Raw genomic sequence first — 22,874 nt, forward strand, 5'->3', positions numbered from 1 at the left:
AAGTGACGGCCATTACACACTTTCGGTTCAGGTTCCGATCACCCCACCGGCCACACCGGGCACAGCAGCTCCGCAAGCATCGCTGACCAGGGCGAACGCCGCCTACGCCCGGGGCGATCAGCGATGGTCGGGCCGGCGCCTCAGCTCTCGGCCGCGCCGACCTCCCAGCTCGGCACGGCCGCCGTCGCGCCGGCACCCGGGCCGGCGTACTCCATCAGGACCAGCGCGATGTCGTCGTCGAGCCGGCCGTGCACCCACTCCACCAGCGCGGTCTCGAGCGAGGCAAGACCGTCGCCGACCGTGCCGTGACCGAGCAGCCGCCAGGCCCGGTCGGCGGTGGGGAAGAACTCCCCGTCGCGACGCGCCTCGCCCAGCCCGTCGGTGAAGAGCAGCAGCCGGTCACCCGGCTCCAGCCGCTCGACCCGGGGCCGCACGACCGGCATGAAGCCGAGCGGGGGCGCCGGCGCGGGCGGCTCGAGCGGGATCACCGCGCCGCGTCGCAGCAGCAGCGGTGCCGGGTGTCCACAGTTGACGATGGTCAGCGTCCCGCCCCGCTCCTCGACCAGTGCGGCGGTGACGAAGTCCTCGTCGCCCACGCTGCGGGCCACCGCGCGGTCCAGGTCGGCGACGATGGCGCGCAGGTCGGCCCGCTCGTACGCCACGTGCCGATACGAGCCGAGCACGATGCTGGCCAGCCGGACCGCGTCCAGGCCCTTCCCGCGGACGTCACCGATGATCATGCGTACGCCGTACGGGGTGTCGACCGCCTCGTAGAGGTCGCCGCCGATCTCGGCGGTCGCCGTGGACGAGATGTACCGCCCGGCGACCGAGAGCGTGCCGACCTGTGGCCCGAGCGGACGCAGCACCGCCTGCTGGGCCACCGCCGCGAGCTTGGACAGCTCGGCGATCTGCTCGGCCTGCCGCTGCCGCATCGACGCGACCACCACCGCGATCCCGCTGGCCAGCGCGATGCCCGCCACGTTCACCCCGTTGACCAGGGAGATCGACCAGTCGCAGAGCGCGAAGGCGGCCCCGATCGCGGTGGCCGCGACGCCCACGCCGAGCACCACCCGCCAGGACGCCAGCGCGGCGGCCAGGAAGGGGGCGCCGACCATCAGCGCGATGTAGTGCGCGGGACGCCCGTCCGCCAACTCGACCGCGGAGACGATCGCGAGCAGGACGACGGCCGCGCCGAGACCGGCGCGGGATCCGGGGCTCAGCGGGCGACGGCCCGACTGAAAGGGATGCGTGCGTACGAGGGACAGCATGCCTGATGGACGTGAAGGGGTGAATGAACCTGGCCCGTCGTCCGAGTAGGTTCTACCCGGCCGGATCCCGAAGCCGGTCCGATCGCCGTCGGGCATCCGTTCAGCCGAGCACCTCGTACCGCACGGTCATCGCACCCACGTCCAGGGAGGCGATGGAGGCGAAGGCGGCCCGGGACAGGTCGATGCAGCGACCGTCGATGAACGGGCCGCGGTCGTTGATCCGTACGGTGACCGACTTGCCGTTGGCCGGGTTGGTCACCCGGACCCGGGTGTTGAACGGCAGGGTCTTGTGGGCCGCGGTCAGGTCGTCCGGGTTGAACGTCTCCCCGTTCGCGGTCAGCTGGCCGTCGGAGTAGAAGGAGGCGCCGCAGGATCCGCTCTCCACGACGCTGGGCGCCGGCGTGGTCTTCTTCGCGGTCGGCGAGGGCTTCGGGGCTGCCGTACGCGTCTTGCCGCGCGAGGCCGCCTGCGCGGAGCGGCTGGGGGTCGGGCTGGCCGTCGCGCTCGCGCTCGGCGACACGGCCGGCGAACTGGGCGCGAGGGTGCTCGCCGCGGTGGTGGGCGTGAGTTCGACGGCGACCGGCCGGGAGGACGCACCCGACGTCAGCTGCACCGTGCCGACGGTGCCGCCGATGGCGAGGGCGACGGCGACCGCCGCGGTGGCCGCGAGGCCGGCCGGCGAGGAGATCCTGCGGGTACGGGAGTGCCTACCTGCCACCGGCCCGGTCCTTTCATCTTCCCAACAAACCGGGTCGGACCGTAACGAGAGAAGTACTTCCGAAGTCAACGTGATCATTGTGGTATGCCCGCATTTGCAGGGATACGTGTAGCCGATCATCCGATCCGCGGTCGGCCGGGCGGCCCCCGTCCGCGCCCGCGCCGGCCCGGTGCCCGAGGATGGGCGGATGGCCCCTGAGCTGAGCGAACGCCTGGTCCGGCTGTTCCGCTGGATCGACCCCGGCCCCGGCTCCAGCCACCTGGTCAGCGACGTCTCCGGCTGGTGGCGGGATCCAGAGGTGCTCGCCGAACTGGGCCCGGCTCTCGTGGCGCCGTTCCGCGCCGCCCGGCCGACCGTGGTGGTCTCCCCGGCGGTCACCGGGCTGCTGGTGGGCCCGCTGGCCGCCACCGCGCTCGGGGTCGGGTTCGTGCCCGCGCACAAGCCGGGCGACGGTCGACTGCCGGCCGGTCCGCTGACCTGGGCGCAGAGCCCGCCGGACTTCCGCGGTCGCCGGGTCGACCTGGCCGTCCGGGACCGGCTCCTCGGGCCCGGGGACCGGGTGCTGGTGGTGGACGACTGGGTGGCCACCGGCGCCCAGGTGCGCGCCCTGTACGACATCTGCGCGACGCGCGGCGCCGAACCGGTCGGCACGGCGGCCGTCGCCGTCGAGTGCCCGCCCGAGTTAGCCGCCGAGCTGCGGGTACGCGGACTGGTGGCGGCCACCGACCTGAACGGTTGACCTCAACCATGCTTCAGGTCCGAGGATCGGGGCATGAGCGACGGAATCCTCGACGAGGCGTACCAGCGGCTGCACCGCACCGGCCCCGAGTACGACGGCTGGCTGTCCAACCACGGCCCGATGGCGGTGGAGGCGCTGGTGCGACACGGGCATGACCGTGGCGTGCACCGCTGGTTGGACGAGTACCTCGCCCGCCTCGACGAGCTGCCGCGCGGCCTGCGCCCGATCGACGACTGGCGGGCCGCGCTCGGCGACCCGAAGCGGGCCGGTGACTGGCTCGCGCATTTCGACCGGGAACTGCGCGAGCGGCCCTGGCGCGACGTGCTCGGCACCTGGTGGCCGCGGCTGCTGCCCGGCATCGCGGCCGGCGCCACCCACGGCGTCATCCGGGTCGGGCACGCCGTACGCGCACTCCGCGCCGACGAGACGAGCCCGCAGCGACGTGCCGAACTCGGCCAGGCCCTCGGCTACTGGGCGGCGCGCTGGCAACCGGTGCCGGGCGCCGCCCGGCTGATCGCGGCCGCCGCCCTGCGCTCCGACGACGAGCCGGCGCACCGGGCCGCGGTCGGCGGGGTTCCCGAGCCGGGCTCCGGCGACGGGCCGGGCTCCGGCCACGGGCCGGACGTGGACGCGGCGCTGGGCGGGCTGCCCCGGATCGCCGACCGCTCCGGCGGCATCCGCGAGCGGCTGAGCCGGCTGCCCGACGTACCGGAATGGACGGTCGCGCTCACCGCCCTGCGGCCGGCACGGACCCCGGCCGAGGCGGAGCGGGGGCTGACCGCGCTGACGCACCGGGCCGGGCTGGACTACCTGCGCTTCGCGCACGCCGCACCGGTCATGCTGGTACACGCCGTCACCGCGCCGACCGCGGTGCGCCGTACGCTGCCGGCCCTCGATCCGGCGCTCTGGGCGCCGAGCCTCGCCGCGGCCTGGTCCGCAACGGCGGCCCTGACGGCGGTGTACGCCCCACCGGACCCGGCCACGCCGCCAGCCGTGACGGCCGGCACCCCGGCGGAGGTCTTCGCCCGCGCGGCCCGGCACGGCGACGCGCACGTGGTGAAGCTCGCCGACGCGGTGCTGGACGTCCACGCGGCGACGGGCGACGAGCGGGTGCTCGACGCCGCCGGCTACAGCGTCCGGTTGATCTGAACGAACGCGTCGACCGCGAGGCAGACCCGACCCAGCGCATCGGCCGAGCGAACCAGAGGACCGGGCACCATCAACGAGTGGTCGGCGTCCGGGATCTCCAGCATGTGCGAGGTGAGCCGGCGGGCCTCGGCAGCGTCCCAGGTCGGGTCGGCAAGGCCACCGATCAGCAGGAACGGCGCGGTGGCCCGCTCCAGCGCCGTCATCACCTCCGGCAGGTGCAGCAGCGGCGTGAGCCAGACCGCCGGCAACCGTCGGTCGACGGCGAGCGGCGCGGCGAGGCTGCCGAGCGACTTACCGACCAGCAGGTCGGTCGGCTCGGTCAGGGCCGGCGCCACCTGCTCCGCCACCCACGCCGCGCTCCGGTCCTCGTCGAGCCCGGCCGGCACCTGCCAGGAGATCTCGTGCAGGTCGAAGCCCGCGCGGCGCAGGGTCTCGCCGGTGTACGCGAAGAGCGGGGCCCGCGTGTCGTAGAACTGGCCGGGAATCAGCACCGCCCGCCGCCTCGCCATGGTCGCCTCCCGATCCCGCCCGACTGCCGCTGTGGCCACCGCCACCGTAACGCCCGCGGAGGGCGGCGTGGGTACGGACGAAAAGCGGCGGCGGGGGCGGTGGCTCTCGCCTAGCCTCGGCAGGATGTGGCCACGGATCGGCGGACTGCGCACCCTCGCCCTCGGCACCCGCGGTGAGCTGCGGGCCAACCTCAACGCCCTGGTGCTCGCCGGGGCGAAGACGGCGACCGCGGGGCTGCTCACCGAGTACGCCGAGGAGGGCGAGGAGCTGGAACGGGTCGGCGAGCGGCTGGTCCTGGTCGACGACGACGACCGGCTGACCGGCGTCGTGCTGATCACCGGCGTCGAGGTGGTCCGTTTCGCCGACGTTACCTGGGACTTCGCCCGGTCCGAGGGCGAGGGGGACCGGTCGATCGAGGACTGGCGCGCCGGGCACTCCTCCTACTGGGCGCGCGTCGGCACCCCGGTCACCGACGACACGGAGATCGTCTGCCTGCGCTTCCGCCTGCTTCCCACCGACGACGGCGTGCTCAGCAGCTGAGGCGCGGCAACTCCTCAGCCGCGCAACTCCGGCAGGAGCCGGGTCGCCACGTCGACCAGCGTCTCCTCGCTCCCGGCGTACCAGCTGCTGGCCCGCGGCCAGTGAGTGACCACGTCGGTGAAGCCCAGGGCGGCGGCCCGCCGGACCTGGTCGGCGAAGAACTCGGCGCTGCTCAGTGAGAAGACCGGGGCCGCGTCGAGGGAGAGGTAGCGGTCGAGGGTGGCCGGGTCACGGCCGGCCTCGTCCAGCGTCCGGTCCAGCCGGGACGACAGCTCGGCGACCCCGGCCCACCAGCTCTCCAGGTCGTCGCCGCCCGTGCCCGTGGTGACCCACCCCTGCCCGAAGCGGGCCACCAGGCGCATCGAGCGTGGCCCGTTCGCGGCGACCACGAACGGCACCCGTGGGGTCTGCACACAGCCCGGGTTGTTCCGGGCGTCGACCGCGGCGAACCACTCGCCCCGCCAGGTCGTGCCGTCCTGCCGCAGCACCAGATCGAGCAGCTCGGTGAACTCGGCGAACCGGTCGACCCGCTGGCGCGGGGGCAGCGTCTCGCCGCCGAGCACGGTGGCGTCGAAGCCGATGCCGCCGGCGCCGATGCCGAGCAGCAGCCGACCGTCGGAGACGTCGTCGACGGCGGTGACCTGCCGGGCGAAGGCCGCCGGGTGCCGGAAGTTGGGCGAGGCGACCAGGGTGCCGAGGCGGACCCGGGAGGTGACCGTCGCGGCGGCGGTCAGGGTGGTCATCGAGTCGAACCAGGGACCGTCGACCAGGTCACGCCAGCCGAGGTGGTCGTACGTCCAGGCGTGGTCGAAGTCCCACTCGTCCGCCTGCCGCCAGCGCCGCTGCGACTCGGACCAGCGCTGGTCGGGGAGGATCACGATGCCAATCCGCATGATCGCAGCCTAGACCTCCCCGCCGACGCCGACTGTTGACCATGTATCGATCACTTATATATCGTCCCCGGCGTGGCACCGATGCGTGAGCCGACGTTCCTCATCCTCACCGCGCTCGCCGGTGAGCCACGGCACGGCTACGGCATCATCCAGGAGGTCACCGCGCTCTCCGAGGCACGCGTCAGTCTGCTTCCCGGGACGCTCTACACGGCGCTGGACCGGCTGACCGCGCAGGGCCTCGTCGCGCACGACCGGGACGAGAACGTCGAGGGGCGGCTGCGCCGCTACTACCGGCTCACCTCCGACGGGTTGGCGGCCCTCCAGGCCGAGACCGCCCGGCTCCGCCAGCTCACCGCCGCCGCCGAGGCCCGACTACGCGCCCTCCGGCCTCGCACCGCCTGACCCGCGCCACCCAGACGAAGGGACGGCCATGCCCTCGACCGGCGACCCGCTCGCCCGCCGCTACCGGCGGCTGCTGCTCGGCTATCCCCCCGAGTGGCGCCGGGCGCGGGGCGACGAGATGGTCGCCGTGCTGCTGGAGGCGGCGCCACCGGGTCGCACCCGGCCGGCCCCGCGCGAGGCGGTCGACCTGATCCGGCACGGCCTGCGCAGCCGACTCGGCCGGCCGGCCAGCTACACCGTCGTCGCCTGGGCCGTGCTCACGGCCCTCATCTGCGGCCTGTTCACCGCGGCGCTCGCCAGCTGGGCCGCCTGGCAGACCGCCCGGCCGCTGCCCGACCCGGGCGCGTCGACCGCGCTGTTCGCCGAGGTCCTGCCCGGCTACGGGTTCACCGACGTCGAGCCCGCCGCCGCGCTCTTCACCTTCTACAGCCAGCCGCTGCGCCCGGCCAATGCCAAGGAACTGCTGCTCGGCGACGGCGGCGAGTACCAGCAGTCCGGCGTAGCCGGCGCACTGACCGCACCGGCCGGGGCTCCGCCGCAGGAGACGCTCGCGCTCGCGCAGCGCCGCCTCACCGAGACCGGCTGGCGGGTGTACCCGCCTCACGTCACCAACGCGGTCGACTGCGCCGACCCGCGCTGCGACCCGAGCACGCTGCCCACCGACACCACCCTTCTGGCGAGCCGCGGCGACACCATCCTCACCCTGTGGCTGCCGAGCAACCAGGCGACGGGGTCGGTGGGCCTGCTCCGGGCCACCCCACCCGCCGTGCTGCCGGCGGCTGTCGCCGCCGGTCTGCTCGGCGCCGCAGCGGGGTGGCTGGTGTTCGGCTGGGCGAGCCGCCGGACCGAGCGACCGCACCCGGCCGCGCGCCCGGTCACCGTGCTCCACGGCATCACCCTGGTGCTCTGGTGGGCACCGGTGGTGCTGGCCACGCCGCAGCTGATCGAGCACCAGCTCGGCGAACCACACCCCTCGTGGCACCCGATGTGGGAGTGGCTCGGCCAGCCCGCGCTCTCGCTCTTCTTCGTGGTCGGCGCGGGCTGCGCGCTCGCCGGGCTGGCCCTCGCCGGCCTGCCCCGGCGCGATCCCGGCCCGCAGCACACCACGGCCCTCGGCTGATCGGCGCTCGTCGGACGCCCGTTGCTACCGTGGCCCGATGCCGGAAATCCAGCGGCTCGACGTCCACCACGCCCCGGCGCTGCTCCGCTTCGAGCGGGAGAACCGGGCGTTCTTCGCGCGGTCGGTGCCGGACCGCGGCGACGACTACTTCACCGGGTTCGCCGCCCGCCACGCGGACCTGCTGGCGGAGCAGGCCGCCGGCCTGATCCACTTCCACGTCCTGCTGGACGACGACGGGACCGTGTTGGGCCGGTTCAACCTGGTCGACGTCGCCGACGGCGGCGCCGAGCTGGGCTTCCGGGTGGCCGAGCGGGCGGCCCGGCGGGGCGTCGCCACCGACGGCGTCCGCCGGGTGTGCGCACTGGCCCGCGACGAGTACGGGCTGCGCCGACTGGTCGCGTCGGCCGCGCTGGACAACGCCGGCTCGCTCGGGGTGCTCCGGCGCACCGGTTTCACACCGGTCGGCGACGTCGTGCTGAACGGCCGCCCCGGGCTGCGCCACGTCCTGGATCTGCTGGCGCCCTAGCCGCGGCCGGCACCGGTCGACTGGCGGGACCGCCGCCGTCGGGCCACTGCCCAGACGAGGAGCGCCGCGGCGATGATGCCCGGTCCGCAGTGGACGGCGAGCACGCCCGCCAGACTCGGCCCGCCCCAGTCATCGCGGTACGTCGCCGGGTCGCTCATGTCGATCACGAAGGGCTCGGCCACCGCACGGACCACCAGGTACACGGCCAGGACGACGCCGAGCCCAACGATGAACTTCCTCATGGGGCCGAGCATAGGGACGCCTGTCGATCCCGGGAATCAGCCGGGTTGGTCGGTCCAGGCGGTGTCGAGGATCGACAGGTACGCGCTGATCCGCATCGGCGCGAGCGACAACCGCTCGTGGGCGAGCAGCTCGCCCGTTCTCGGGTCGAAGATCAGTAGGGACTGCGCGTCGTGCGCACGGTCGTCGAAGGTGATCGCGACGCCCTTCCGGCCGGCCCGGTCGGTCACCTCGCCCCGCCAGACGAACCCGGGCACGTCCGCGAGGACGCGCAGGATCTCCGCGCGGGTTCGGCGTGGCACGACGTACCGCCCGAAGACCGTGCTGACCTCCTTGCTCACCACGCCCGCGCCGTACTCGACCTTGAGCAGTTCACCCACCTGCGCCCGGGTCGACGGCAACGGCTCGATGTCCATCGGTGGCAGCGGCACCCGGGCGGGGGCCGGCGTACCCGTGTTCCTCAGACTGCGCTGCCAGTAGTCCCGGGACGCCTGGTCCGGGTACTGCGGCTCGAGCTGCACGGTGACCTCTTCACCGGACTTCCCGTCGGGGGTCTGCCAGACCCTGGTCTCGTCGGCGAAGGCCATGTGGTGTCGGCCGTCCTCCGACGTCATCACCGGATCGCCCCACACCCTCGTGCGGTGGTACATGTAGCGCCCGCGTCGCTGGTCGTGCTCCGCGTCGGCGATCCGGCCGGCCAACGCGCGCAACTGCGCTCCGGCCGGCGCGTCCGAGTCGAACTGGTACGCGACCGGCACGAGCACCACCCCCGACTCGCCGCCCGGCGGAACGGCGGTCGGCGGGGCGTCGGGGGTCGACGGGTCGAGCCCGCGAACGACCGCCGAGGCACCGGCCGCGACGGCCAACGCGCCGGCCGCCAGGACCAGTCGGCGGCTCGGGCGGCGGTGGCGACGACCGGCGACCGGATGGGCGGTGGCGGGATCGGGGGTGGCCTCGGCGCGGTCGATCAGCTCCCGCGCGGACAGTCGGGGCGGTGCGACGACCGTGCCCCGGGCCGGGTCGGTCGGACCGAGAAGCGTACGGGTTCGCTGTTCTCCGAACATCACACAACCTTTCGAGGGCTCGCCAGCACCGGGTGCTGCTTCAGTGGTGCAGTCCGGCCGGACATCGCTGTGGTGAGGCGCCTGCGGGCACGGTGCAGCCGCACCGCAGCGGTGGCGCGGGAGCACCCCAGGACCCCAGCCGCTTCGGAGACCGTCAGCTCCTCCCAGCCGACCAGCCGGAGGATCTCCTGGTCGAGATCGGTGAGGGTGGCCAGCGCCGCCTGGAGGTCGGCGACGCCGACGGTGGCGTCAGGACCGGGCGAACCCGCCTCCCGCAGAAATTCCGCGTCGGCGATCGGCCGGACGTCCGGCGCGCTCCGCTCAGCCCGCCACTGGTTCGCCAGCAGGCGCCGGGCCACCCCGTACAGCCAGGGCAGGCTGCGGTCCGGCACGTCCCGGCGACGCCGCCAGGCGATGACGAACACCTCCTGGGCGAGTTCGGCCGCCGCGTCCGCGTCGGCGAGCCGCCGCTGGCCGTACTTCACGATGTGCGCGTACTCCGCGGCGTAGAGGCTGGTGAACCAGCCCTCGTCGCGGACTCCCGGTGGCCCCATTCACACTCCCGACTGTCGGAGACTCCACCCTGGTCTGTGTCACCGCGGCCCGGATGATTACCGACGATGCCGTCCGGTCCGCTGGACGAGCAGGAACGACACCGGGTACGCCGCGGCTTGATCCGGTTGGCCCGTCGCCCCGCGCGGGCGAGACCGCCATTGAGCAAACGCGCCCGAGGGGTCAGCACGCCGCCCTAGGCTCGGACCGTGGACCGGAGGTGAGAAGCAGGAGGTCACGGCGGTGGGCACCGAGCAGCAAAACCTGGAACTGATGCAGACCCTCGACGACGCGTGGAACGCCCGTGACATCGACACGTTCAACAGCCGACACCATGAGGACGTCGTCGTGCGGTGGCCCGGTAGACCGGACACGCATGGTCAGCACGACCATGAGGCCGAGGCGAAGGACTTCTTCACGGCGTTTCCGGATCAGCGCCTGGACAACCGGCCGTACAAGGTCCTGTTCGCCTCGGGTGACTGGACATGCTCGATCGCACGCTTCACCGGCACCATGACCGGCCCGATGACCGGCCCGGACGGTAGCAAGATCCCGCCCACCGGCAAGTCGTTCGACGTCGACTTCTGCACGGTGGCCCGATGGGTCGACGGGAAGATCGCCGAAGAGAACCTCTTCTACGACCTCACCACGTTCATGAAGCAGCTCGGCCTGGCCTGACCCGCTGCACAAAGGCGGCCCGCCACTCCGGCGACGGATCCGATCCCAGACTCGTCCAGTACTCCCGCCCCTCCACGACCTTCCCGCCGCGCACGGTCCAGAACGACGCCACCCGGAAGATCTCCCCCATCGTCTCGTGCGGGACCTCCACCTCGGAGGCCACGACCTCGCCGTCCGCGACGATCCGCAGCACGTTGATCGCCCACCCCTCCGGATACTCGGCGTTGACGGCCACGTAGTTCTCCCGGCCCACGATTCGTTCGCCGCTGACCGGCCAATCCACCACCACGTCATCGGCCAGCAACTCGCCGAGCCCAACCCAGTCGCGAGCCTGCACGCGATCCCACAACTCCTGAGCGACCCTCTTGGGTTCCATCCGCGCATCGTGACAGGGCCCACCGACAACGATCCGTGCCGCACGACCCGCGGCCGGTCGGCCAGCGCCGGTCCACGTCCGCACGCCTGCTACGTTCCTGCGGCAACGTCGGCCGGCAGCTGTGGAGCTGAGATGATCCCCGAGCACATCCGCGACGCGGCCGCGACCGCGGTGGTATTCGGATTCTTCGCGTCCAGTTGGTACGGATGGGCACAGGAGGCACCCCCGCGTACCTGGCGGAAACCACTCGTCGCCGGTTCGATCGCCGCCCTGGTCGCAGTGCTCGCCGGTGGGCTCCTGACCTGGCGTCACTGGTCGGACGGAACGGCGTTCACCGCGGAGACCAGCCGCAACTTCGGCATCGTGGTCGGCATCGAGTTCGGGCTCGCCGCGCTCGGCGCCGGCATCCTCGCCGCGCTCCGCCGCCGCGCCGTTATCCCTGCCTGGATCGCGTTGATCGTCGGTGTGCATCTGTTCCCCGTCGCCGCATTGATCGGCTACCCGCTCATCCACGTCGTGGGCGCGCTGATCACGCTGATCGCGCTAGCCGCCGTCCCGCTGGCCCGGAAACTCTCCCTGCCGGTCAGCGCGGTCACCGGCCTCGGCACCGGCACCGTGCTGCTCGCGGCCGCCGTGACCTCCATGGCCATCGCCCTGCTCAGCTACTGAGTCCGGTGTTGCTGACAGTTGGCGCGGGAACATCGCTCGGCCGCTCGGGCTGCCCATAGGGCCGCACCGTGTTTGTCCCAGGGGCGGCAGGGAAAGGCGTGGACGATCGGGCCGGACGGGGGCAACGGTGGTAGGGGTTTCTGAGGTCATCCGCACCTCACCGGATCGCATCTTCGCCGTGCTCGCCGACGGCTGGAGCTACGCCAGTTGGGTCGTCGGCGCGTCTCATATCCGCGACGTCGACGACGCCTGGCCCGCCACCGGGCCCCGAATTCACCACCAGGTACCCACAGCCTGACCGCCGGCATCGGCCGGCTCCTCCCGCAGAAGATTCAGTCCCTGCTGCTGAGACCCCGAAACGCGGAATCCCTACAGCGGCTCGGCGACATAGCGGCACGTCGGCGGTACCCAACCTGCACGTGAGTCGTCGGCGACGCCCGCAGCACAAGGGGCCGCGATCTGGCACGCCAAGCCGGTGAAGTGATCGGCACAACTGGGGTCCAGGTCAGGACATATCCCGACCTGGGCCTCAACCCGAGATAATGGGAATCGAACCGCACGGCCAGCTTGGGAATCGAACCGCACGGCCAGCTTGGGAATCGAACCGCACGGCCAGCTTGGGAATCGCACAAAATCGCTGCTAGTGCATCCTGACCTGTTCGGCACGCTCTCGCGTGACCCGGCTTGGGCCTACGGCCGCCGCCATGATGGTCCGCGCCGTGGTGGGCTGCGTCGCTCTCGTAGGCGTTGTGGCGCTGCTAGCCGTGTGGTGGGGAGCGACGTGGTAGCGGGCGAGGCGGGACCGGTGGCGACCGACGCATGACGAGGTCAAGGATGCCTACCCCGCCCACCTGGACCAGACGGACGTCCACCTGGGCACCCTGGGACGACATCGATTCGTTCTTGCTCTTCCGCCCCCTGACGGTAATATCTCCATGTTTTGGCCTGCAGCGGGGAGGAATACCCATATGCGATGGAAGATTCCGGCCGGCGTCCTCATGGCGCTGGCCTTTTTGATTCCGGCGGCACCGGCGGTGGCTCAAACCGAGTCGCCCGGGCTCAATGAGGCCTGCCAAACGGTCGAGCGCAAGGTGTACAAGGATATCCGCGAGCTTGTCACCATCGACCTGGATACCGCCACGGATGTAGAAGTGCGCGTGTTGGCCGCCCAGATCCTGGCTGCGGCAAACGCCGACTCGTTGCCCGTTCTGCCTCGCGTGCTACAGGAGCGATTGGACGGCACCGCGGATGATCTGCGCGCATTCCTCAAGGCGGATGCGCAGAAGGCCTGGTCAACGGATCTGCGAATCACGGTGGTCCGGACGTTGACGGACGCTGGCGCCAACGTGAAGGCGGCCGCGCAAAAGGTGCTCGACGACGGGGCCATCGATACCTACCTGGCTTACCTGAACAACGGCCTGTACGACGCGCGTGCGCTTGACTGCGCGTCTCAGCCCACACCGACGCCGAGCGCCACGCCCAGCGCCACGACGACCGCTGCACCGACCCCTGTTTCCTCCGCCAGCCCGGGCGCTCCCGGCGGCGAGGGCGGTGGGCTGCCCGTGACCGGCGCCGGCACCGCGACCGTGGCCGGCATTGGCGGTGTGCTTCTGCTCCTCGGTGGCGCGGGCTACCTGATCGGACGCCGGCGCCGTTCCCGCTTCGTGGCATAGCCTGGTCGTCCCCATCCGGGGCCGGCCGGCCCCGCCCATGCCGGCCGGAGAAAGCGTGGCTGGCGGCCCGTGGACGGCGCTGTTGGCCGCAGCAACGTCGAAGGCCCTGGCTGGGACTGTCGTCCTGGCCAGGGCCTTTCGGTTGGAGCGGGTGACGGGAATCGAGCCCGCTGTCAGCTTGGGAATTGTCGATTTCGACAGGCCACTGGCTTGGCGGCCTGGTCTCGACAGTCTCTCGTGGCCTCGGCCGGCCCCTGTTGTCCTCGCCCAATGGGACGCTGATGGCACGCCGGGCTGCTTCCCTCGACCTATGTGCGCGTAGCGGAGGTGGTGGCCCACAGACCCGGCCGCGTGAGTACCGACCACGGCGCGCCCGCAGGTGGCCGAGGAAAGGAGCAGGCATGGAGGTCACCAAGGACGGGCGAAGCTGGCGGATCGGTACGGCCGGCGACATCGCCTGGATCGCTGGCAAAACCACGGAAGGCTTCTCGATCACCACAGCGATACCGCCGGTGTTCGACGCCTACGCCACCTTCTACCCGCCCGACGGCGTGAGTGTCCAAGCCCATGAACGCGCTGTGATCGACGTACTCACCCAGCACACCCCTGACCAGCCCTGGTGGCTGGGCTATCTCGACACCGGCGCCCACGACATCGTCTTTCCCCTCGCTCCGAAGGTGTCCCTCTACTGGAACTGGCCCTATGTGCTGGTCGAAGCAGGTCCCGAACAAGCCCTCACCTGGCGGACCGGTCACATGCGCGCCGGACAAGGATCGTTGCCCGATCTGTTCTTCCCTGCAGCTCGCTCCTGGCTCGTCTCCGCCCTCTGGGACGACCTCTGGACCGACATCGGCGGGGCCGCCGCACTGATCACCGCCCTGCACGACAATCCGCTGGTCAGCGCTCGCCGGGTCGGGACCGACAAAGACGCCCTTCCGCCAGGACTCACGCGCGACTAGTCACACGCGCAACTCAACATGCTGGCGGATCTCCTCGTCGGGCAGTCGTAGACCGTCCAGCGTTCCCGTCCGGGGAGGCTGGTAGCCCTTGTGGTGCCCGGCGAGGTAATCCGCCCCGACTGGATGGCAGCGAACCCGGACGGAGCCGGGGGGATGCCCAGGGCTAATGGCACGCCAATGGCACGCCGTATGATCCCTGGCCTTGAAATATCGAAGGCCCTGGCGGGACTGACGTCCTGGCCAGGGCCTTTCGGTTGGAGCGGGTGACGGGAATCGAACCCGCACTGTCAGCTTGGGAAGCTGATGTTCTGCCATTGAACTACACCCGCAAGCGGCACCACTGTACCTGAGTCACCAGCCGGGTGCACCCAGGTACCCCCTCGGCTCGCCGCCGCACTCGCCGCCGCGCGTACCACCGGCGCCGGCCCCGTCACGAGGGGGCCGGCGCCGAGGTGTTCCTCCCCAGGACGTCGTCAGGCGGCCGAGCGGTGGGCCTCGCGGGCCGGTTGCCGGTCACGGCGGGCGGGACGGGTCTGCGGCACCACCGGCGTCGGACCCGGCAGGTCGGCGGCGTGCGGGTCGAGCCAGACCTGGACGGCGGGGCGGCCGCGCCCCTCGCCCGGCCCGCCGGCGCTGCCCGAGTCGCGGCGCGCCAGCATCGCCACGTCGACGGTGAACTCGAAGAGCCGCCAGTCGACCTGCGGCGCGGCTCCGGCGTTGGCCGCGAGGCGGGCCACCCGGGCCTGGTCGGTCACCGGCCGGGCGTGCCCCGCCACGTAGGCCTCGTCGTCGCTCTCCTCCGGGGGGAACGAGTGCAGCGCGTAGCGGCCGTCGCGCTCCAGGTCGCGCCGCTTCGGGGAGTCGATGATGAAGCAAAAGAGCCCCTCATCGGTGATCACCGGCGACACCGGGTGCACCCGGGGCCCGCCGTCGGCGCGGACCGTGGCCAGGTAGCCGAAGCCCGGCCCGTACTGCTGCAGGAGAACGCGGATCCCGTCGGCGAGCCGGGGCTCGTCAGCGGCGAATTCGGACCAGGAAGCCATGCCGGCATTCTATCGAACAAATGTACGAAAGGCGATCGCGACGCGCTGGTCACCGGCACCGGATCCGGGCCACCGGGCCGGCCTCGCTATGGTGGTCCGATGCTGCTCTCCGACCGCGACCTGGTCTCCGAGATCAAGGCCGGCACGCTCGGGCTGGATCCGTTCGAGCCCACCCTGGTGCAGCCGTCGAGCATCGACGTACGTCTGGACCGGCTCTTCCGGGTGTTCAACAACCACCTCTACACGCACATCGACCCGGCCGTACAGCAGGACGACCTGACCTCGGTGGTCGAGGTGCCGGACGGGGAGCCGTTCGTGCTGCACCCCGGGGAGTTCGTGCTCGCCTCGACGCTCGAGGTGATCTCGCTCGGTGACCAGCTCGCCGGCCGGCTCGAGGGCAAGTCGAGTCTCGGCCGACTCGGTCTGCTCACCCACTCGACCGCCGGCTTCATTGACCCGGGCTTCTCCGGCCACGTGACGCTGGAGCTGTCGAACGTGGCGAACCTGCCGATCACGCTCTGGCCGGGCATGAAGATCGGCCAGCTCTGCATCTTCCGGCTCTCGTCGCCGGCCGAGCACCCGTACGGCTCGGCCGTCTACGGCTCGCGCTACCAGGGCCAGCGCGGCCCGACCCCGAGCCGGTCCTGGCAGAGTTGGCGCACCTGGCCGACCCGCTGACGCGTCGACGACGAAGGGGCCCGCTCCGACTCCGGAGCGGGCCCCTTGGCGCGGTACGGGTCAGCCGGGCCGGCCGTAGCTGTGGATCGGACCGTCGTCGACCTTCTTCATCTTGATCGGCACGCCGGCCTGCGAGGCGTGCACCACCCAGCCGCCGCCGACGTACATGCCGACGTGGTGGATGTCGCTGTAGTAGAAGACCAGGTCACCGGGGCGCAGATCGGCGCGGCTGACGTCCTTCGTCACCCGGCTCTGCTGCGCCGCGTTGTGGGGCAGGGAGACCCCGGCCTTGGCCCAGGCGGCGAGCATCAGACCCGAGCAGTCGTACGAGTTCGGGCCCTCGGCGCCCCAGACGTAGGGCTTGCCGATCTGGGCGCAGGCGAACTTGACCGCCACCCCCGCCGCGCCGCCCGGGTAGGTGGCCGGGCAGGGCGCGGGCCGCAGGGAGCCGCCGCCGCCGTTGCCGTACACCTTGATCCGCAGCTTCTGCAGCCGGTCGATCTCGGCGTTGATCTGCTTCTTCTTCGCCGCCAGCTGGGCCTCGGTGCGGGTGAGCTGGGCGACCATCTCGTCCAGTGGCGCCTTCTGCCGGGCCAGCTCGTCGCGCAGGTCGGCCACCTGCTGCACGTCCTGCTGCTGGTTGTGGGCGAACCGGTCGAGCATCTCCAGCTGACCGACCATCTCGCCGGGGGTCCGGCTGCCGAGCACGGCGTTGATGGTGGAGACGTTCTCGCCCTTGTACGCCCGGACCGCGAGGGCGCTGACCTTGTCCATGGCCTGGTCGACCTGGAGCTGCAGGGGCTTGATCCGAGCGGCAAGCGCGTCGGCCTGCCTGCGCTTGGCGGCCAGTTCGATGCGGGTGGCGTTGTGCTTCTCGATGACGGGTTCGAGCTTGTTCCAGTCCTCGTCGATCTGGCGCTCGATCTCCGCGACCGACGGGTCGGCGTGCGCCGCCGTGGCGCTGCCGGTCAGGACGACGGCGACGCCGATCAGGGCGGCGAGGGCGGTGGTGAAGCGGGACCAGCGTGGACGCGACGCAACCGTCGTCGGGTCGGCTGTCGCCGACCGTTCGGACGGACGCCGCGGGGCGTGGTGGGCCACCGGGCTCCGTACTCCTTCTTCCTGACCGCCTACCGGGTTAGCTGACGGGTTCGGGCGGGAAGTGGGCGCCCTACCGCAGTGGCTGCGGATTCACCCCGAGGAACCTGGGTCCCCGGCTCGCTCAGCGAGCGACTCGGCGGTGTCGGACCGTTACCGCCCGGGTTGGACGGACCTGCTGCCGGGCCGACGAATGACCAGAGTAGAGACGCTCGTTATAGATCCGCAACCCGTCGGGCCGTGACACTCCGTACCCAGGGCCGGGGACGCACACCCGGTGCGCGTGTCGAAGGTTTTCTACCGAACATGTCGATAAATGGAAAGGTATTGACGCGGCGCTCGCGGCGGGGCGAAGGTGACCCCACCTTCACCCGTCCGACCTGGGGGGTTCGATGCCTGTTTCAGCCCTGACGAGGAGCAGACGCGCCCTGCTCGCCGCCGCGGTGGTCGCCGCCACCGCCGCACCACTCGGCGGCGGCCCGGCCACCGCCGCGCCGCCCGACGAGCGCCAGCGGCAGTACGCCGAGGCGGCGGCCGAGTATGGCGTGCCGGAGGCCGTCCTGCTCGGCGTCTCCTACCTGGAGTCCCGCTGGGACACCCACGCCGGCACACCGAGTACCAGCGGCGGCTACGGTCCGTTGCACCTCACCGACGCCGCGCACGTCGCGTCCGGACCCGCCGGATTCCACGTCGACGAGCACGAGGACCCGCGCGGCGACGAGTCCCGCCCGCTCGCGGTCGCCCCGCCGGCCGTCCGGCCGGCGTCCGACGCCCCGCCGGCCGCAGCGACGCGGACCCTCCCGGCCGCCGCCACGCTCACCGGCGCCAGCGCCGACGAACTCCGCTCCGATCCGGCCGCCAACATCCGGGGTGGCGCCGCGCTGCTCGCCGCGTACCAGAGGGACCTGGGCGGCCCGGTCGGCGCGGCGAGCGACCCGGCGGCCTGGTACGGGGCGGTCGCCCGCTACTCCGGCGCCGACACGGAGGAGACCGCGACGGCCTTCGCCGACGAGGTGTACGACCAGATCCGCTCCGGCGCGAGCCGGCGCACCGACGACGGACACCAGGTGACCCTCGCCGCCCGGGCGGTCAACCCGGACGCGAGCGGACTGCACCGGCTCGACCTGCGCCGCGCCGAGCGGCCGGACGGACTGGAGTGCCCGATCGGCCTCGGCTGCGAGTGGATCCCGGCGCCGTACGAGAAGTACGGCCCCGGCGCCGGCGACTACGGAAACCACGACCTGGGCAACCGCCCAGCGCAGCAGAAGATCGAGTACATCGTCATCCACGACACCGAGGGCTACTACGGTCCGAGCGTCGGCCTGGTGCAGCGGGCCGACTACCTCGGCTGGCACTACACGTTGCGCTCGGTGGACGGGCACGTGGCCCAGCACGTCAAGGCCAAGGACGTCGGCTGGCAGGCCGGCAACTGGTACGTCAACGCCAAGTCCATCGGCATCGAGCACGAGGGCTTCGCCGGCCACGGCACCTGGTACACCGAGGCGATGTACCGCACCTCGGCCAAGCTGGTGCGGTACCTGGCGCTGCGGTTCAACATCCCGCTGGACCGGCAGCACATCATCGGGCACGACAACGTCCCCGGCACCGTGGCCTCCACGGTCGCCGGGATGCACTGGGACCCCGGTCCGTACTGGGACTGGTCGCACTACTTCGACCTGCTCCGGGCGCCCTTCCGCAGCACCGGCACGGCGCGTACCGGCCTGGTCACCATCGATCCGGACTTCGCCACCCACCGGCCCGCGTTCCAGGGCTGCAACCAGCAGCCGCCCGGCGTGCCGACCCCGCCGCCGCCGGCCGAGCCCTGCCCGCTGCGCGGCTCGTCCGCGGTTGTCCTGCACAGCGCGCCGAGCCACGACGCGCCGCTGGTCAACGACCTCGGCAAGCGACCGGACGGCTCGCCGGACACGATGTACATCTCCGACCACGGTGCCCGCGCCTCGGCCGGGCAGACGTACGCGGTGGCTGAGGTAAGTGGCGACTGGACGGCGATCTGGTACCTCGGCCAGAAGGCGTGGTTCCACAACCCCGCCTCCGCGCGGACCGCGAAGTGGGCCACCGGGTTCGTCGTGACGCCGAGGCCGGGGAGGGCCACCATCCCCGTCTACGGGCGGGCCTACCCGGAGCAGGCCGCCTACCCGGCCGGGGTGCCGTACCAGACGATCTCGCCGTTGCAGTACACCTTCGCCGCCGGGCAGCGGTACGCGCTGGGTGGGATCGTGCCGAGCGAGTACTACCGGGCGGTCACCTTCGACGGGTCGTCGCCGGGCGACTGGACCGTCGTCCGGGGTGAGCTGCGGTACGCCCAGATCCAGTTCGGCCACCGGATCATGTACGTCAACCTGGACGACGTCCTGGTCCTCCCGAGCCCGCTGGGCGCACCCCGATAACACACGCGAGGGCCCCCGGTCAGTCGACCGGGGGCCCTCGTCGTACGCGGTGGATCAGCCAGGTCGTCGGAAGCCGGCGACCGGCATGTTGTTGATGCTCGCCACCTGAACCGGTTTACCGGCCCGTGGTGCGTGCACCATCTGGTCGTTGCCGAGGTAGAGGCCCACATGGTGCAGGTCGCTGAAGAAGAAGACCAGGTCACCGGGGCGCGCCTCGGAGCGGGGGATCGCCTTGCCCTCGTTCCACTGGGCGCCGGTGAAGTGCGTCAGGGAGATGCCCGCGGCCTTGTAGGCGTACTGGGTCAGGCCGGAGCAGTCGAACGAGTTCGGGCCGGTTGCCCCCCAGACGTACGGCTTGCCGACCTTGCCGCAGGCGGTCTTGATGGCGGTTCGGGCCGCCGTGCTGACCACGCCGTTGACGGTCGGGCACGCCGCCGTCTTGACGGTGGTGACCGGCAGCAACTTCTCGAGCCGCTTGATCTCGGCGTCGATCTTCTTCTTCTTCGCCGCCAGCTCGTTCTGCTGCTTCACCTGGGTGGCGATCAGCGCGTCCAGCTTCTGCTTCTCCCCGTCGTACTTCGCGCGGACCTTGAGCACACCCTCGACCTCCTTGCGCTCCTGCCTGGCCAGGCGGTCGAGGAGGGTGAGCTGCTCGGTCAGGGTGTCCGGCTTGGCGCTGACCAGCAGCGCGCCGATCTCCTGGGACGGGCCGTCGATGTAGTAGCGGGAGGCGAGGTCGCCGACCCGGGTCATCGCGAGCTCGCTCTGCAGCGCCAGCGGCTCGATCTTCTTCTGCAGGTTCGCCGACTTCTGACGGTTGACCTTCAGCTGCGCCCGCACCTTGTTGTACTGCTCGATCGTGGGCTCCAACTGCTCCCACTGCTTGTCGATCTGCGCCTCGATCTCGTCGACCGTGGGTGCGGCGTGCGCCGGCAGGGCCAGCATGCCGGCGCCGACGGCCGCGGCGGCGACCAGCGTGAGCAGGCGGTGGGCGACCCGGCGCAGGCCACCCGGACGGGCAGACCGTCCCGGTGCGTGACGATGGGGGGGCATGGTTGCCACCGGCACCGACTCCTTTGCAACCGACCGCCGGGCGCCTCGCCGAGGGGAAGGAGCGAGGCAGACGACCCACAGCGGTCGGTGCCCCACGATAGGGAAGCGCCGGAGCGGAATCAAGGCGAGCGCGCGCGCCGTCACGCTGGCGCAACAGCTTGCGTACCAAGGGTGTTCAACGTTCAGCCGACGATGGCGGTCAATACGTCGTCGAGCGTCACCACGCCGAGCGGTCGCCGGCCGTCGCTGACCAGCACCATGTGCCGCCGCTCGCGCCGCATGGCGAGCAGCAGATCCGCCAGCGTCCGGTCCGGCGGTACGACCGCCAGCGGCCGGTAGACCTCGGGGGGCACCGGCGCCCGCCGGGCCGGTCCGGCGTATCCGAGCACGTCCTTGACGTGCACGAACCCGAGCACGCGGCGCGCTTCCCGCTGCACCACCGGGAAGCGGGACCGGCCGGTCCGGGTCGCCAGCACCTCCAGCGAGGCGGGCGAGACGTCCTCGGCGACGGTCACCACCGTCGACCACGGCCGCAGGGCGTCGGCCGCTGTCCGGGCGTGCAGGGCGAGGGCGCCGGTGATCCGCGCGTGCTCCTCGGCGTCCAACAGCCCCTCCGTACGGGCCTGTGCGACCAGCCCGGCCAGTTCCTCGGCGGTGAAGACCGTCTTCACCGCCTCGGTCGCCTCGATCCGCCAGAGGCGCAGCACCCGGCGCGCGGCCCACTTCATCGCGAGCAGCAGCGGCTTCGTGGCCACGCAGAAGGCGAGCATCGCCGGTCCCAGCCACAGCGCGGACGGCTCCGGCCCGGCCAGGGTGATGTTCTTCGGCACCATCTCGCCGACCACGGTGTGCAGGAAGACCACCACGCCGAGGGCGAGCACGAAGGCCACCGGGTGCACCGCGCGCTCCGGCAGCCCGACGGCGTGGAACGGCGACTCCAGCAGGTGGGCCACGGCGGGCTCGGCGATCGCCCCGAGCCCCAGGGAGCAGATCGTGATGCCGAGCTGCGCGCCGGCGATCATCAGCGGGATCTGGTTCATCGCCGAGAGCGCCCAGCGGGCCCGCTGGGAGGTGGCGGCGAGCGGTTCCAGCACCGTCCGACGCGACGCGATCAGCGCGAACTCGCTGCCCACGAAGAACCCGTTGCCGAGCAGCAGCAGCACGGTCAGCAGCAGCTCAGCCATCGTCGTCCGGCTCCTCCGGGCGGAGCACCCGGACCTGTTCGACGCGGTGCCGCTCGACCTCGACCACGGTGAACTCCCAGCGGCCCGCCTCGACCGTCTCGCCGGCCACCGGGATGTGCCCCAGCCGGGCCATCAGGAAGCCGGCCAGCGTCTCGTACGGCCCCTCGGGCAGCCGGAACCCCGTCCGCTCGGCCAGCTCGTCGGAGCGCAGCACGCCGTCGACGAGGAGCGTGCGCTCGCCACCCGGCACGGTCAGCTCGACCGGCCCGGCGTCCACCACCGCCGCCGGGTCGAACTCGTCGGCGATCTCCCCGACCAGCTCCTCCACCAGGTCCTCGACGCTGACGACCCCGTCGGTGCCGCCGTACTCGTCGACCACGATGGCCAGGTCGGCGCCGGCGGCCCGGAGCGCCGCGAGCACCCCGTCGAGGTCCAGGCTCTCCGGCACGTACACCGGCTCGCGGGCCACCGAGCCGACCACGGTGGTGGCCCGGCGGTCCGGCGGCACGCCGAGCGCGTCGGGGACCCCGGCCACGCCGGTGACCAGGTCCAGGGTCTCCTCGTAGACCGGGAAGCGGGTGCGCCCGGTCGCCTGGGAGAGGGTCAGCAGCTCGGCCACGCTCGCGGACGCGCGCAGCGCGACCACGTCGACCCGGGGGGTCATCGCCTCGGCGGCCCGCTTGTCGCCGAACCGGATGGTCCGGCGCAGCAGCATCGCGGTGTCCGGGGGCAGGGCGCCGGCCCGGGCCGAGATGGCCGCCAGCAGACCCAGCTCCTCCGGCGAGCGGGCACTCGCCAACTCCTCCTGCGGCTCCACGCCGAGCACCCGGACCAGCCGGTTCGCCGACCCGTTGAGCGCCCGGATCAACCAGCCGAACGTACGGGAGAAACCACGCATCGGACCGGCGGTCGCCAGCGCGGTCGGCATCGGCCGGGCCAGCGCGAGGTTCTTCGGGACCAGTTCGCCGACGAGCATGGAGATCAGGGTGGCCAGCGCCAGGGAGAGAAACGGGGTGAACCGCTCGGCCGCGTCCCCGGCGACCGGCCGCAACAGCGGCAGGAAGAGGCGGGCCAGCGCGGGCTCGGCCAGGTAGCCGGTGAGGAGCGCGGTGATGGTGATGCCGAGTTGTGCGCCGGACAGCTGGAACGAGAGTTCCCGCAGCGCCCGACGGACGGCGGACGCCGCGGCGTCGCCGCCCTCGGCCCGCCGGTCGATCTCGGCCCGGTCCACCGTGACCAGCGCGAACTCCGCCGCGACGAAGAACGCGTTACCCATGGTCAGCGCAGCGAAGCCGACCAGGGGCAGCAGCGTGGTCAGGAGCAGGGCATCGATG

At 72.0% G+C, this 22,874-nt stretch carries 25 protein-coding genes, 1 tRNA gene and 1 riboswitch; of the genes, 12 read left to right on the plus strand and 14 right to left on the minus strand.

The annotated features are described in order from the left end of the window. Nucleotides 1-140: 140 nt before the first annotated feature. Nucleotides 141-1,268 (minus strand): PP2C family protein-serine/threonine phosphatase, encoded by a 1,128-nt coding sequence (locus O7603_RS20970; protein WP_281571505.1) that lies wholly within the window; start codon nucleotides 1,266-1,268, stop codon nucleotides 141-143. A gap of 100 nt (nucleotides 1,269-1,368) precedes the next feature. Further along, a complete protein-coding gene (locus tag O7603_RS20975) occupies nucleotides 1,369-1,986 on the minus strand; it encodes a septal ring lytic transglycosylase RlpA family protein (protein ID WP_281571506.1) in 618 nt (205 codons plus the stop codon). Nucleotides 1,987-2,173: 187 nt separating this feature from the next. Between O7603_RS20975 and O7603_RS20980 the strand changes: the two genes are divergently transcribed. Together O7603_RS20980 and O7603_RS20985 are read left to right on the plus strand one after the other, a co-directional pair. After that, the gene (locus O7603_RS20980) at nucleotides 2,174-2,725 is read left to right on the plus strand and encodes a phosphoribosyltransferase family protein (RefSeq protein ID WP_281571507.1); all 552 of its coding nucleotides are present in this window, start codon (nucleotides 2,174-2,176) and stop codon (nucleotides 2,723-2,725) included. 33 nt (nucleotides 2,726-2,758) lie between these two features. Beyond that, nucleotides 2,759-3,874: a questin oxidase family protein gene (locus O7603_RS20985; protein WP_281571508.1), complete on the plus strand. Its 1,116-nt coding sequence runs from the start codon at nucleotides 2,759-2,761 to the stop codon at nucleotides 3,872-3,874. Here the strand turns inward: O7603_RS20985 and O7603_RS20990 are convergent. Further along, nucleotides 3,853-4,383, minus strand: coding sequence for an alpha/beta hydrolase (locus O7603_RS20990; RefSeq protein ID WP_281571509.1), 531 nt, complete (start codon nucleotides 4,381-4,383; stop codon nucleotides 3,853-3,855). The genes O7603_RS20985 and O7603_RS20990 overlap by 22 nt on opposite strands. Nucleotides 4,384-4,507: 124 nt before the next feature. Between O7603_RS20990 and O7603_RS20995 the strand changes: the two genes are divergently transcribed. Then, nucleotides 4,508-4,924, plus strand: coding sequence for an ASCH domain-containing protein (locus O7603_RS20995; protein ID WP_281571510.1), 417 nt, complete (start codon nucleotides 4,508-4,510; stop codon nucleotides 4,922-4,924). A gap of 14 nt (nucleotides 4,925-4,938) precedes the next feature. Here O7603_RS20995 and O7603_RS21000 read toward each other — a convergent pair whose 3' ends face one another. After that, nucleotides 4,939-5,817 carry an LLM class flavin-dependent oxidoreductase gene (locus O7603_RS21000; protein ID WP_281571511.1) on the minus strand — a complete coding sequence of 293 codons (879 nt, stop codon included), beginning with the start codon at nucleotides 5,815-5,817 and terminating at the stop codon, nucleotides 4,939-4,941. Between the two features lie 81 nt (nucleotides 5,818-5,898). On the opposite strand from O7603_RS21000, the gene O7603_RS21005 reads away from it, so the two are divergent. From O7603_RS21005 to O7603_RS21015, 3 genes are read left to right on the plus strand one after another with little or no spacing between them, the layout of a single operon-like run. Beyond that, nucleotides 5,899-6,219, plus strand: coding sequence for a helix-turn-helix transcriptional regulator (locus O7603_RS21005; RefSeq protein ID WP_281576752.1), 321 nt, complete (start codon nucleotides 5,899-5,901; stop codon nucleotides 6,217-6,219). A gap of 28 nt (nucleotides 6,220-6,247) precedes the next feature. After that, complete coding sequence (locus O7603_RS21010) at nucleotides 6,248-7,339, plus strand: hypothetical protein (RefSeq protein ID WP_281571512.1); 1,092 nt, start codon at nucleotides 6,248-6,250, stop codon at nucleotides 7,337-7,339. Between the two features lie 37 nt (nucleotides 7,340-7,376). Further along, the gene (locus O7603_RS21015) at nucleotides 7,377-7,865 is read left to right on the plus strand and encodes a GNAT family N-acetyltransferase (protein ID WP_281571513.1); all 489 of its coding nucleotides are present in this window, start codon (nucleotides 7,377-7,379) and stop codon (nucleotides 7,863-7,865) included. Here the strand turns inward: O7603_RS21015 and O7603_RS21020 are convergent. Genes O7603_RS21020 through O7603_RS21030 form a run of 3 tightly spaced genes read right to left on the minus strand, consistent with a single transcriptional unit; the run spans nucleotide 7,862 to nucleotide 9,723 of the window. Next, complete coding sequence (locus tag O7603_RS21020; RefSeq protein WP_281571514.1) at nucleotides 7,862-8,107, minus strand: hypothetical protein; 246 nt, start codon at nucleotides 8,105-8,107, stop codon at nucleotides 7,862-7,864. The two genes, O7603_RS21015 and O7603_RS21020, sit on opposite strands and share 4 nt — an antisense overlap. 36 nt (nucleotides 8,108-8,143) lie before the next feature. Then, nucleotides 8,144-9,169 (minus strand): CU044_5270 family protein, encoded by a 1,026-nt coding sequence (locus tag O7603_RS21025; protein ID WP_281571515.1) that lies wholly within the window; start codon nucleotides 9,167-9,169, stop codon nucleotides 8,144-8,146. Continuing rightward, nucleotides 9,169-9,723: a sigma-70 family RNA polymerase sigma factor gene (locus O7603_RS21030; RefSeq protein WP_281571516.1), complete on the minus strand. Its 555-nt coding sequence runs from the start codon at nucleotides 9,721-9,723 to the stop codon at nucleotides 9,169-9,171. Before O7603_RS21030 ends, O7603_RS21025 begins: the two co-directional genes overlap by 1 nt. 241 nt (nucleotides 9,724-9,964) lie before the next feature. Here O7603_RS21030 and O7603_RS21035 point away from each other — a divergent pair, with 241 nt between their 5' ends. Continuing rightward, the gene (locus O7603_RS21035; RefSeq protein ID WP_281571517.1) at nucleotides 9,965-10,399 is read left to right on the plus strand and encodes an ester cyclase; all 435 of its coding nucleotides are present in this window, start codon (nucleotides 9,965-9,967) and stop codon (nucleotides 10,397-10,399) included. On the opposite strand, the gene O7603_RS21040 is transcribed toward O7603_RS21035, so the two are convergent. Continuing rightward, nucleotides 10,374-10,775, minus strand: a complete 402-nt coding sequence (locus O7603_RS21040) for a nuclear transport factor 2 family protein (protein WP_281571518.1) — start codon at nucleotides 10,773-10,775, stop codon at nucleotides 10,374-10,376. The genes O7603_RS21035 and O7603_RS21040 overlap by 26 nt on opposite strands. A 132-nt stretch (nucleotides 10,776-10,907) precedes the next feature. Here O7603_RS21040 and O7603_RS21045 point away from each other — a divergent pair, with 132 nt between their 5' ends. From O7603_RS21045 to O7603_RS21055, 3 genes are all read left to right on the plus strand, one after another. After that, a complete protein-coding gene (locus O7603_RS21045) occupies nucleotides 10,908-11,444 on the plus strand; it encodes a hypothetical protein (RefSeq protein WP_281571519.1) in 537 nt (178 codons plus the stop codon). 968 nt (nucleotides 11,445-12,412) lie between these two features. Continuing rightward, the gene (locus tag O7603_RS21050) at nucleotides 12,413-13,117 is read left to right on the plus strand and encodes an LPXTG cell wall anchor domain-containing protein (protein ID WP_281571520.1); all 705 of its coding nucleotides are present in this window, start codon (nucleotides 12,413-12,415) and stop codon (nucleotides 13,115-13,117) included. A 401-nt stretch (nucleotides 13,118-13,518) separates the two neighbouring features. Next, the gene (locus O7603_RS21055; protein WP_281571521.1) at nucleotides 13,519-14,076 is read left to right on the plus strand and encodes a hypothetical protein; all 558 of its coding nucleotides are present in this window, start codon (nucleotides 13,519-13,521) and stop codon (nucleotides 14,074-14,076) included. A 255-nt stretch (nucleotides 14,077-14,331) separates the two neighbouring features. Here O7603_RS21055 and O7603_RS21060 read toward each other — a convergent pair. Beyond that, nucleotides 14,332-14,405: transfer RNA gene (locus O7603_RS21060), tRNA-Gly, on the minus strand. 144 nt (nucleotides 14,406-14,549) lie between these two features. Further along, entirely contained in the window at nucleotides 14,550-15,119 is a 570-nt protein-coding gene (locus O7603_RS21065; RefSeq protein WP_281571522.1) for a pyridoxamine 5'-phosphate oxidase family protein, read from the minus strand. A gap of 99 nt (nucleotides 15,120-15,218) precedes the next feature. Here O7603_RS21065 and dcd point away from each other — a divergent pair, with 99 nt between their 5' ends. Further along, on the plus strand, nucleotides 15,219-15,797 hold the full coding sequence (gene dcd / locus O7603_RS21070; RefSeq protein WP_281571523.1) for a dCTP deaminase: 579 nt from the start codon (nucleotides 15,219-15,221) through the stop codon (nucleotides 15,795-15,797). 60 nt (nucleotides 15,798-15,857) lie between these two features. Here the strand turns inward: dcd and O7603_RS21075 are convergent, their stop codons facing one another. Beyond that, on the minus strand, nucleotides 15,858-16,898 hold the full coding sequence (locus O7603_RS21075; RefSeq protein ID WP_281571524.1) for an NlpC/P60 family protein: 1,041 nt from the start codon (nucleotides 16,896-16,898) through the stop codon (nucleotides 15,858-15,860). A 12-nt stretch (nucleotides 16,899-16,910) separates the two neighbouring features. Further along, nucleotides 16,911-17,047: riboswitch (cyclic di-AMP (ydaO/yuaA leader) on the minus strand. 240 nt (nucleotides 17,048-17,287) lie between these two features. On the opposite strand from O7603_RS21075, the gene O7603_RS21080 reads away from it, so the two are divergent. Further along, on the plus strand, nucleotides 17,288-19,303 hold the full coding sequence (locus tag O7603_RS21080; RefSeq protein WP_281571525.1) for a peptidoglycan recognition family protein: 2,016 nt from the start codon (nucleotides 17,288-17,290) through the stop codon (nucleotides 19,301-19,303). Nucleotides 19,304-19,357: 54 nt separating this feature from the next. Here the strand turns inward: O7603_RS21080 and O7603_RS21085 are convergent, their stop codons facing one another. From O7603_RS21085 to O7603_RS21095, 3 genes are all read right to left on the minus strand, one after another. Continuing rightward, nucleotides 19,358-20,356, minus strand: a complete 999-nt coding sequence (locus tag O7603_RS21085; RefSeq protein ID WP_281571526.1) for a C40 family peptidase — start codon at nucleotides 20,354-20,356, stop codon at nucleotides 19,358-19,360. 182 nt (nucleotides 20,357-20,538) lie between these two features. Beyond that, the gene (locus tag O7603_RS21090) at nucleotides 20,539-21,540 is read right to left on the minus strand and encodes a hemolysin family protein (RefSeq protein WP_281571527.1); all 1,002 of its coding nucleotides are present in this window, start codon (nucleotides 21,538-21,540) and stop codon (nucleotides 20,539-20,541) included. Then, nucleotides 21,533-22,846, minus strand: coding sequence for a hemolysin family protein (locus tag O7603_RS21095; RefSeq protein ID WP_281576753.1), 1,314 nt, complete (start codon nucleotides 22,844-22,846; stop codon nucleotides 21,533-21,535). Before O7603_RS21095 ends, O7603_RS21090 begins: the two co-directional genes overlap by 8 nt. Nucleotides 22,847-22,874 lie beyond the last annotated feature (28 nt).

This window comes from Micromonospora sp. WMMD812 (assembly GCF_027497215.1).
Classification (GTDB): Bacteria; Actinomycetota; Actinomycetes; order Mycobacteriales; family Micromonosporaceae; genus Micromonospora.

Excerpts from the sequence above, each read along its gene's own strand:
- O7603_RS20970 (WP_281571505.1), bottom strand. The coding sequence starts at position 1,268 with ATGCTGTCCCTCGTACGCACGCATCCCTTTCAGTCGGGCCGTCGCCCG.
- O7603_RS20980 (WP_281571507.1), top strand. The coding sequence starts at position 2,174 with ATGGCCCCTGAGCTGAGCGAACGCCTGGTCCGGCTGTTCCGCTGGATC.
- O7603_RS20985 (WP_281571508.1), top strand. The coding sequence starts at position 2,759 with ATGAGCGACGGAATCCTCGACGAGGCGTACCAGCGGCTGCACCGCACC.
- O7603_RS20990 (WP_281571509.1), bottom strand. The coding sequence starts at position 4,383 with ATGGCGAGGCGGCGGGCGGTGCTGATTCCCGGCCAGTTCTACGACACG.
- O7603_RS20995 (WP_281571510.1), top strand. The coding sequence starts at position 4,508 with ATGTGGCCACGGATCGGCGGACTGCGCACCCTCGCCCTCGGCACCCGC.
- O7603_RS21000 (WP_281571511.1), bottom strand. The coding sequence starts at position 5,817 with ATGCGGATTGGCATCGTGATCCTCCCCGACCAGCGCTGGTCCGAGTCG.
- O7603_RS21005 (WP_281576752.1), top strand. The coding sequence starts at position 5,899 with ATGCGTGAGCCGACGTTCCTCATCCTCACCGCGCTCGCCGGTGAGCCA.
- O7603_RS21010 (WP_281571512.1), top strand. The coding sequence starts at position 6,248 with ATGCCCTCGACCGGCGACCCGCTCGCCCGCCGCTACCGGCGGCTGCTG.
- O7603_RS21015 (WP_281571513.1), top strand. The coding sequence starts at position 7,377 with ATGCCGGAAATCCAGCGGCTCGACGTCCACCACGCCCCGGCGCTGCTC.
- O7603_RS21020 (WP_281571514.1), bottom strand. The coding sequence starts at position 8,107 with ATGAGGAAGTTCATCGTTGGGCTCGGCGTCGTCCTGGCCGTGTACCTG.
- O7603_RS21025 (WP_281571515.1), bottom strand. The coding sequence starts at position 9,169 with ATGTTCGGAGAACAGCGAACCCGTACGCTTCTCGGTCCGACCGACCCG.
- O7603_RS21030 (WP_281571516.1), bottom strand. The coding sequence starts at position 9,723 with ATGGGGCCACCGGGAGTCCGCGACGAGGGCTGGTTCACCAGCCTCTAC.
- O7603_RS21040 (WP_281571518.1), bottom strand. The coding sequence starts at position 10,775 with ATGGAACCCAAGAGGGTCGCTCAGGAGTTGTGGGATCGCGTGCAGGCT.
- O7603_RS21045 (WP_281571519.1), top strand. The coding sequence starts at position 10,908 with ATGATCCCCGAGCACATCCGCGACGCGGCCGCGACCGCGGTGGTATTC.
- O7603_RS21050 (WP_281571520.1), top strand. The coding sequence starts at position 12,413 with ATGCGATGGAAGATTCCGGCCGGCGTCCTCATGGCGCTGGCCTTTTTG.
- O7603_RS21055 (WP_281571521.1), top strand. The coding sequence starts at position 13,519 with ATGGAGGTCACCAAGGACGGGCGAAGCTGGCGGATCGGTACGGCCGGC.
- O7603_RS21065 (WP_281571522.1), bottom strand. The coding sequence starts at position 15,119 with ATGGCTTCCTGGTCCGAATTCGCCGCTGACGAGCCCCGGCTCGCCGAC.
- dcd (WP_281571523.1), top strand. The coding sequence starts at position 15,219 with ATGCTGCTCTCCGACCGCGACCTGGTCTCCGAGATCAAGGCCGGCACG.
- O7603_RS21080 (WP_281571525.1), top strand. The coding sequence starts at position 17,288 with ATGCCTGTTTCAGCCCTGACGAGGAGCAGACGCGCCCTGCTCGCCGCC.
- O7603_RS21085 (WP_281571526.1), bottom strand. The coding sequence starts at position 20,356 with ATGCCCCCCCATCGTCACGCACCGGGACGGTCTGCCCGTCCGGGTGGC.
- O7603_RS21090 (WP_281571527.1), bottom strand. The coding sequence starts at position 21,540 with ATGGCTGAGCTGCTGCTGACCGTGCTGCTGCTGCTCGGCAACGGGTTC.